Below are 7,354 nucleotides of genomic sequence, written 5' to 3'. Positions count from 1 at the left end.
CGCACCGGCGAGCCAGGCCCTCACGCCCGGCCGCAACGGACAGCCGCCCGCCGCGACCAGCGCCGCGTAGCGCGCGGTCTTGATCGCATGCAGGTCGGCGATATCTGCGAATGTCAGCATAGGCACCGCGTTGCGCTCATCGAAGGCGCGGATGCGCTCCTTGCCGCCGGCGACCCGAAGCAGCCGCCCGTAAGTCACCTGATCCCAGAACCAGTCGAGGCCGGCCTCGGCGAACGCCTCGTTGAAGGCGCGGCGATGCACCTCCTCGGTCTCGGCGAGCGTACCGTCGACATCGAAGATCAAGGCGCGCGCCCCAGCAATGATGTCGCGCATTCCCGCGGTCCGGATTGCTGCGAGCGCCAGGTTCATCGCGCCTCGCCGGCGGCACCGGCGCCCTTCGCGAATACGCGGCTCGCCAGCACATCGCCGGCCTCGATCGACATCACGTCGTCGACCGTGAGCGTGCGGTCGAGCTTCGCCACGATCCGGTTGGCCTGGCGCAGCCGGATGCGGTCGAGCGCGTTGCGGATCGAGCGCGCATTGGAGAACAGCGGCTGTCCCTTGCGAATGCCGATGTACCGGGTGAAGGCCTCGCGTGCTTCCGGGGAGAAACGATAATTCTGCTGCTGCAACATCAGCTCGGCGATCCAGAGCAGCTCCGCATCCGAATAATCCGGAAAATCGATGTGATGCGCGATGCGGGAGCGGAAGCCCGGATTGCTCTGGAAGAACTTCTCCATCCGGTCGCCATAGCCGGCCAGGATCACCACCAGATCCTCGCGCTGCTGTTCCATGATCTGCAGCAGGATCTCGATCGCCTCTTGCCCGTAGTCGCGCTCGTTCTCGGGCCGGTACAGGTAATAGGCCTCGTCGATGAACAAGACGCCGCCCATCGCCTTCTTCAGTATCTCTTTCGTCTTCGGCGCGGTGTGGCCGATATATTGCCCGACCAGATCATCGCGCGTGACGCTGATGACGTGGCCGCGGCGGACGAAGCCGAGCTTGTGCAGGATGCCGGCCATCCGCAGCGCGACCGTGGTCTTGCCGGTGCCGGGATTGCCGGTGAACGACATGTGCAGGGTCGGAAATGTCGTCGCCAGCGCCATCTTCTGCCTGATGCGTTCGACCAGCAGGAGCGAAGCGATCTCGCGGATGCGGGTCTTCACCGGCTTCAGGCCGATCAATTCGGAATCGAGCTGGTCGAGCACGTCGCCGATACCGAGGTCGGCGAATTCATGCCGAAGGTCGATGGTCTCGAGCGGCCTCTCGCGGATCTGTTGGCTGACTTGTTCTTGCGGTTGCGTCATCATCCTCTCGCTTCGAAAAAAGCTCCGTCGCCGCGGCGGGCGACGACGGAGAAGTGCATCCGGACCAGGCGGTCGAGGGAGCAACCCGCCTGGTTTGCCAACCGGACGCGGTCACTGATCGGCGTAGCGTTCGCCCTCGGGGCGAACAGCCGCATAGGAATACGTCGCGTAGCGGACGTTGCGCCCGGCAGCTTCCTGACGGTCGAGCCGGAAGCCGGGCTCCTCGCGCGGCCGGTTGACGATGAAGGAGATCCGAACCGACTCCCAGCCGGGGCTGGAATCGAAGCCGGAGATCCGGATGTAGCGGTCGCCATAGACCCGCCGGCAATCGGCGAGCTCCTTCATGATGCCGGCCGCATCGCGCAGGTCGAACATCGGCAGGCCCCACATGTCCCAATAGGTGTTGCGGGGGTGCGGATCGTCGGTGAACTCGATGTTCACCGCCCAGCCCTTGTCGAGGCAGTATTGCACCTGCGCGGCGATCTGCTCATCGGTCAGATCAGGCAGGAAAGAGAAGCAGCCTTGGGTCACGCGCATGAGAAACTCCTGTCAGCCCGCCGTGCTCGGCGTGGGAATGAAATCCGGGGCGTCCGTCGATTCGTAGTTGAAGGTAACGTCCTTCCAGACGTCGAGCGCCTCGCGCAGCGGCGTGCAGGTCTGCGCCGCCTTGGCCAGGATCTCCGGGCCTTCATGGACGTAGTCGCGCCCCTCGTTGCGGGCGAGGATCATGGCTTCCAGCGCGACGCGGTTGGCGGTCGCGCCGGCCTGGATGCCGCGGGGATGGCCGATGGTGCCGCCGCCGAATTGCAGCACCACATCCTCGCCGAGCAGGTCGAGCAGCTGGTGCATCTGGCCGGCATGAATGCCGCCGGAGGCCACCGGCATCAGCTTGTTGAGGCTCGCCCAGTTCTGGTCGAAGAACACGCCGTGCTCGAGCTGCATCGGATTGAAGTCCTCGCGGCAGATGTCGTAGTAGCCGCGCGTGGTGTTCGGGTCGCCTTCGAGCTTGCCGACCACGGTGCCGGCATGGATGTGATCGACGCCGGCGAGCCGCATCCACTTCGCGATCACGCGGAACGAGACGCCGTGGCTGCGCTGCCGCGTGTAGGTCGAGTGACCGGCGCGATGCAGATGCAGGATCATGTTGTTCCTGCGCGCCCACTTCGCCATCGACTGGATCGCGGTGTAGCCGATCACGAGGTCGATCATGACGATGTTGGAGCCGAGCTCATGGGCGAATTCGGCGCGCTCGTACATGTCCTCCATGGTCGCCGCGGTGACGTTGAGATAGGTGCCCTTGATCTCGCCGGTCGCGGCCTGCGCGCGGTTGACGGCCTCCATGCAGTAGAGGAAGCGCTCGCGCCAGTGCATGAAGGGCTGCGAGTTGATGTTCTCGTCGTCCTTGGTGAAATCGAGGCCGCCCTTCAGCGCCTCATAGACGACGCGGCCATAGTTGCGGCCGGACAGGCCGAGCTTCGGCTTCACGGTGGCGCCGAGCAAGGGACGGCCGAACTTGTCGAGCCGCTCGCGCTCCACAACGATTCCGGTGGCCGGGCCCTGGAAGGTCTTCACATAGGCGGTCGGCAGCCGCATGTCCTCGAGCCGCAACGCCTTCAGCGGCTTGAAGCCGAACACGTTGCCGATGATCGAGGCGGTCAGGTTCGAGATCGAGCCCGCCTCGAACAAATCGAGGTCATAGGCAATATAGGCGAAGTAGCTGCCCGGCGAGTTCGGCACCGGATCGACGCGATAGCATTTCGCCCGGTACTTCTCCGCAGCCGTCAGCCGGTCGGTCCACACCACGGTCCAGGTTGCGGTCGAGGATTCGCCCGCCACCGCCGCGCAGGCTTCGGTCGGATCGACGCCGTCCTGCGGGGTGACGCGGAACAGCGCGATGACGTCGGTGTCCTTGGGCTCATAGTCCGGCTCCCAATAGCCCATCCGCTTGTATTCCATCACGCCGGACTTGTAGCGATCCTTGCCGCGCACGGTGATCGACTGCTGGACGTTCATCAGAATCTCCTGTGTTTCGCTGGCCATTTGATCAGGCGGCCTGGGTCATCTTTCCAATCTGCGGATCGAGCGCGCCGGCGCGGTAGCGTCGCGCCATCTCCGGCAGGCCAACCACCTTGATCCCTGCGGCATTGCCGGCCGTGCCGAACTGCTCGAAGCGGTCGCGGCAGAGTTCGCGCAGTGCATCCATCGCGGGCTTCAGGAACTTGCGTGGATCGAACTCGCTCTTCGACTGCACCGCGACCTTGCGGAAGGCCGCGGCCATCGCCAGGCGGCAATCGGTATCGATGTTGACCTTGCGCACGCCGTGCTTGATGCCGCGCACGATCTCCTCGACCGGCACGCCCCAGGTCTGCGGCATCTCGCCGCCGAACTGGTTGAACACGTCCTGCAGCGCCTGCGGCACCGAGGACGAGCCGTGCATCACCAGATGCGTGTTGGGCAGGCGCGTGTGGACCTCCTCGACCACGCGCATCGCCAGGATCTCGCCGTCCGGCTTGCGGGTGAACTTGTAGGCGCCGTGCGAGGTGCCCATCGCGATCGCCAGCGCATCGACCTTGGTGGCGCGGACGAAATCGACCGCCTGGTCCGGATCGGTGAGCAGTTGATCGTGGCTGATCTTGCCTTCGACCCCGTGACCGTCCTCCTGCTCGCCGCCGCCGTGCTCGAGCGAGCCGAGCACACCGAGTTCGCCTTCGACCGACGCGCCGACCCAGTGCGCCATCTCGACGACCCGGCGGGTGATGTCGACGTTGTAATCGTAGTCGGCCGCGGTCTTGGCGTCCGCCTTGAGCGAGCCGTCCATCATCACGGAGGTGAAGCCGTAGCGGATCGCGGTGGCGCAGGTCGCCTCCTCGTTGCCGTGGTCGAGATGCAGGCAGAGCGGGATCTGCGGATGCATCTCCTCCAGCGCGTCGATCATCTTCGCCAGCATGATGTCGTTGGCATAGGACCGCGCGCCGCGCGACGCCTGGATGATGACCGGCGCGTCGCAGGATGCCGCCGCCTCCATGATGGCGAGGCCCTGCTCCATGTTGTTGATGTTGAAGGCCGGCACGCCGTAGCCGCGTTCGGCGGCATGGTCCAGCAATTGCCTCAGTGTGATCCGCGCCATCGTGGCGTCCTCCTTTCAATTCGCTCGTTGCATGAGCTGCTTTGCGGCAGCGGCGACCGCCGCAGGCGTGATGCCGAATTCGCGGTAGAGCACGTCGGCCGGCGCCGACGCGCCGAAGCCGGTCATGCCCACGAAGGCTCCGTTGTCACCGAGCCAGCGGGCCCAGTCGCCTTCGACGGCGGCTTCGACGCCTACGCGCGGCGCGCTGCCCAGAACTTTTGCGCGATAGTCGCTCGGCTGCTGGCGGAACAGGTCGAAGCACGGGGCCGAGACGACCGCGGCCTGAACCCCTGCTTCCGCCAGCAGCTTTGCGGCTTCGAGCGCGATCGCCACCTCTGAACCCGTTGCAATCAGGGTGACGTCACGCGCGAAGGCCGGCTCGGCGAGAACGTAGGCGCCGAGCGCAACCTGGTTGTCCTTGCTGCCGTCGCGGACCGTCGGCAGCGCCTGCCGCGACAGGCAGAGGATCGACGGCGAGGTCTCTGCCTTCAGCGCGCAATCCCAGGCTTCCGCGGTCTCGACCGCGTCGGCCGGACGGAACACCAGCACGTTCGGGATCGCCCGCAGCGCCGCCAGATGCTCGACCGGCTGATGTGTCGGCCCGTCCTCGCCAAGCCCGATCGAATCGTGCGTCATCACATGGATGACGCGGATGCCCATCAACGCCGCAAGGCGGATCGCGGGCCGGCTGTAGTCGGCGAAGCTCAGGAAGGTGCCGCCATAGGGAATGAACCCGCCATGCAAGGCGATGCCGTTCATCGCCGCCGCCATGCCGTGCTCGCGAATGCCGTAGTGGATATAGCTGCCGTCCAGCGTTTCCGGCCGCACCGAAACCTGCGACTTCGCCTGCGTGAGGTTGGAGTGCGTGAGGTCGGCCGAGCCGCCCAGGAGATTGGGCAAGGCTTCCGCGATCACGTCGATGACCTGTTGCGAGGCCTGCCGCGTGGCAATCTTTGGCTGTTCGGTTGCAAAGCGCTCGACGAGCGCAGCCATCGCCTTGGTGTAGGCACAGGGCAGTTTCCGGTTCAGCGCGTCGTGGAACGGCGATCGCTCGCCCCTGTCCGCCTTGCACGCGGCACGCGAGCGCTCGATCCAGGCGCGCCGCGCATCGCGGCCGCGGCCGCCGAGCTCACGCCATTCGGCCAGCACCGCCTCGGGGGCTTCGAAGGCCGGGTACGGCCAGCGCAGCGCGCTACGGGTCTTCGCCACCTCGTCGGCGCCGAGCGGCGCGCCATGCACCTTCTCGCTGCCCTGCCGGTTGGGCGCACCGAACCCGATCACTGTCCGGCAGGCGATCAGCGACGGACGATCGCTCGCTCGCGCCTGCCTGATCGCCGCGGCGATCGCCTGCGGATCGTGACCGTCAATGCGGCAGACGTTCCAGCCGCTGGCCGCAAACCGCGCCGTCTGGTCGTCCGAACAGGACAGCGAGGTCGCACCATCGATCGAGATATGGTTGTCGTCGAACAGCACGATCAACCGGTTCAGCCGCAAATGGCCGGCGAGCGAGATCGCCTCATGGCTGAGGCCTTCCATCAGGCAGCCGTCGCCGGCGATCACATAGGTGTAGTGGTCGACCAGATCGTCGCCGAAGCGAGCGTTCATCAAGCGCTCGGCGAGCGCCATTCCGACTGCGGTCGCGATCCCCTGCCCGAGCGGCCCGGTCGTGGTCTCGACACCCGGCGTATGGCCATATTCAGGATGTCCCGGGGTCTGCGATCCCCACTGCCGGAATGCCTTGAGCTGATCGAGCGTCATGCTCTCGTAGCCGGTGAGGTAAAGCAGCGCGTAGAGCAGCATCGAGCCGTGCCCCGCCGACAGCACGAAGCGGTCGCGGTCGGGCCAGACCGGGTCGGCCGGATCGAACTTCAGGAAGTCGGTGAACAGCACGGTCGCGACATCGGCCATGCCCATCGGCATGCCGGGATGACCGGACTTCGCCTGCTCCACCGCGTCGACGGCGAGGAAGCGGATGGCATTGGCCATCTCGTCGTGGCTGATATCGGGGCGGCTGGCAACGGACGCAAGTGCGGTCATATCGTTCGCCTCTTTCGTTCGATCAATTGCAGGATCAGCGGGGTCAGGATGAGCTGCATCGCGAGGTCGAGCTTGGCGCCGTGCACCACGATCGAGTTGGCGCGCGACATGAAGCTGTTCGGGATCATCGAGAGCAGATAGGGAAAATCGATGCCGCGCGGATTCTTCAGGCGGATCACGACCATCGATTCATCCGGCGTCGGGATCCAGCGCGCGATGAACGGGTTCGAGGTGTCGACCGTCGGCACGCGCTGGAAGTTGATGTCGGTCTCGGTGAATTGCGGGCAGATGTAGTTCACGTAATCCGGCATGCGGCGCAGGATGGTGTCGGTCACCGCCTCGGTGGAATAGCCGCGATGGCTGCGGTCGCGGTGCAGCTTCTGGATCCATTCGAGGTTGATGACCGGCACGACCCCGATCTTGAGATCGGCGTGCTGCGCGACGTTCACCTTGGCGGTGACCACGGCGCCGTGCAGGCCCTCATAGAACAAGAGGTCGGAATTCTCCGGCAGCGCCTCCCAGGCGGTGAATGTGCCGGGCTTGGCGCCATAGAGCCGTGACTCCTCCTCGTCGTGCACATAGTGCCGCGTCGTTCCGGTGCCGGTCTCGGCATAGTCGCTGAACAGCTTTTCCAGCTCCTCGAACAGATTGGTCTCGGGGCTGAAATGGCTGAAGTGCTTGTTGCCGCGCTCGGCCTCCTCCACCATCATGCTGCGCATCTCGGCGCGGTCGTAGCGGTGGAACGCGTCGCCCTCGATATAGGCGGCGAGGACGTTCTCGCGGCGGAAGATGTTCTCGAACGTCTTCTTCACCGAAGTGGTGCCGGCGCCGGACGAGCCGGTGATCGAGATGATGGGATGCCTGCGAGACATGCGCTCCCCCC

At 65.5% G+C, this 7,354-nt stretch carries 7 protein-coding genes; all 7 read right to left on the bottom strand.

Features of this window, described 5'->3' with window-relative positions:
• Positions 1–369: HAD family hydrolase (locus tag AC628_RS36010; protein ID WP_349510146.1), on the bottom strand; the 369-nt coding region annotated here is incomplete at its 3' end.
• Positions 366–1,307: a CbbX protein gene (gene cbbX, locus AC628_RS36005; protein WP_074131434.1), complete on the bottom strand. Its 942-nt coding sequence runs from the start codon at positions 1,305–1,307 to the stop codon at positions 366–368. The genes cbbX and AC628_RS36010, both read right to left, overlap by 4 nt.
• A gap of 111 nt (positions 1,308–1,418) precedes the next feature.
• Complete coding sequence (locus tag AC628_RS36000; protein WP_074131430.1) at positions 1,419–1,844, bottom strand: ribulose bisphosphate carboxylase small subunit; 426 nt, start codon at positions 1,842–1,844, stop codon at positions 1,419–1,421.
• A gap of 12 nt (positions 1,845–1,856) precedes the next feature.
• The gene (locus AC628_RS35995; protein ID WP_074131433.1) at positions 1,857–3,320 is read right to left on the bottom strand and encodes a form I ribulose bisphosphate carboxylase large subunit; all 1,464 of its coding nucleotides are present in this window, start codon (positions 3,318–3,320) and stop codon (positions 1,857–1,859) included.
• Between the two features lie 31 nt (positions 3,321–3,351).
• The gene (fba, locus tag AC628_RS35990; protein ID WP_074131429.1) at positions 3,352–4,434 is read right to left on the bottom strand and encodes a class II fructose-bisphosphate aldolase; all 1,083 of its coding nucleotides are present in this window, start codon (positions 4,432–4,434) and stop codon (positions 3,352–3,354) included.
• A 15-nt stretch (positions 4,435–4,449) separates the two neighbouring features.
• On the bottom strand, positions 4,450–6,471 hold the full coding sequence (gene tkt, locus AC628_RS35985; protein WP_074131428.1) for a transketolase: 2,022 nt from the start codon (positions 6,469–6,471) through the stop codon (positions 4,450–4,452).
• Positions 6,468–7,343, bottom strand: coding sequence for a phosphoribulokinase (locus tag AC628_RS35980; RefSeq protein WP_074131427.1), 876 nt, complete (start codon positions 7,341–7,343; stop codon positions 6,468–6,470). Before AC628_RS35980 ends, tkt begins: the two co-directional genes overlap by 4 nt.
• Between the last annotated feature and the right edge of the window lie 11 nt (positions 7,344–7,354).

The organism is Bradyrhizobium sp. NAS96.2, assembly GCF_001908235.1.
In the GTDB taxonomy this organism is placed as follows: Bacteria; Pseudomonadota; Alphaproteobacteria; order Rhizobiales; family Xanthobacteraceae; genus Bradyrhizobium.
Note: the sequence above shows the minus strand (reverse complement) of the source record. Positions and strands in the feature narration are given on the sequence as shown.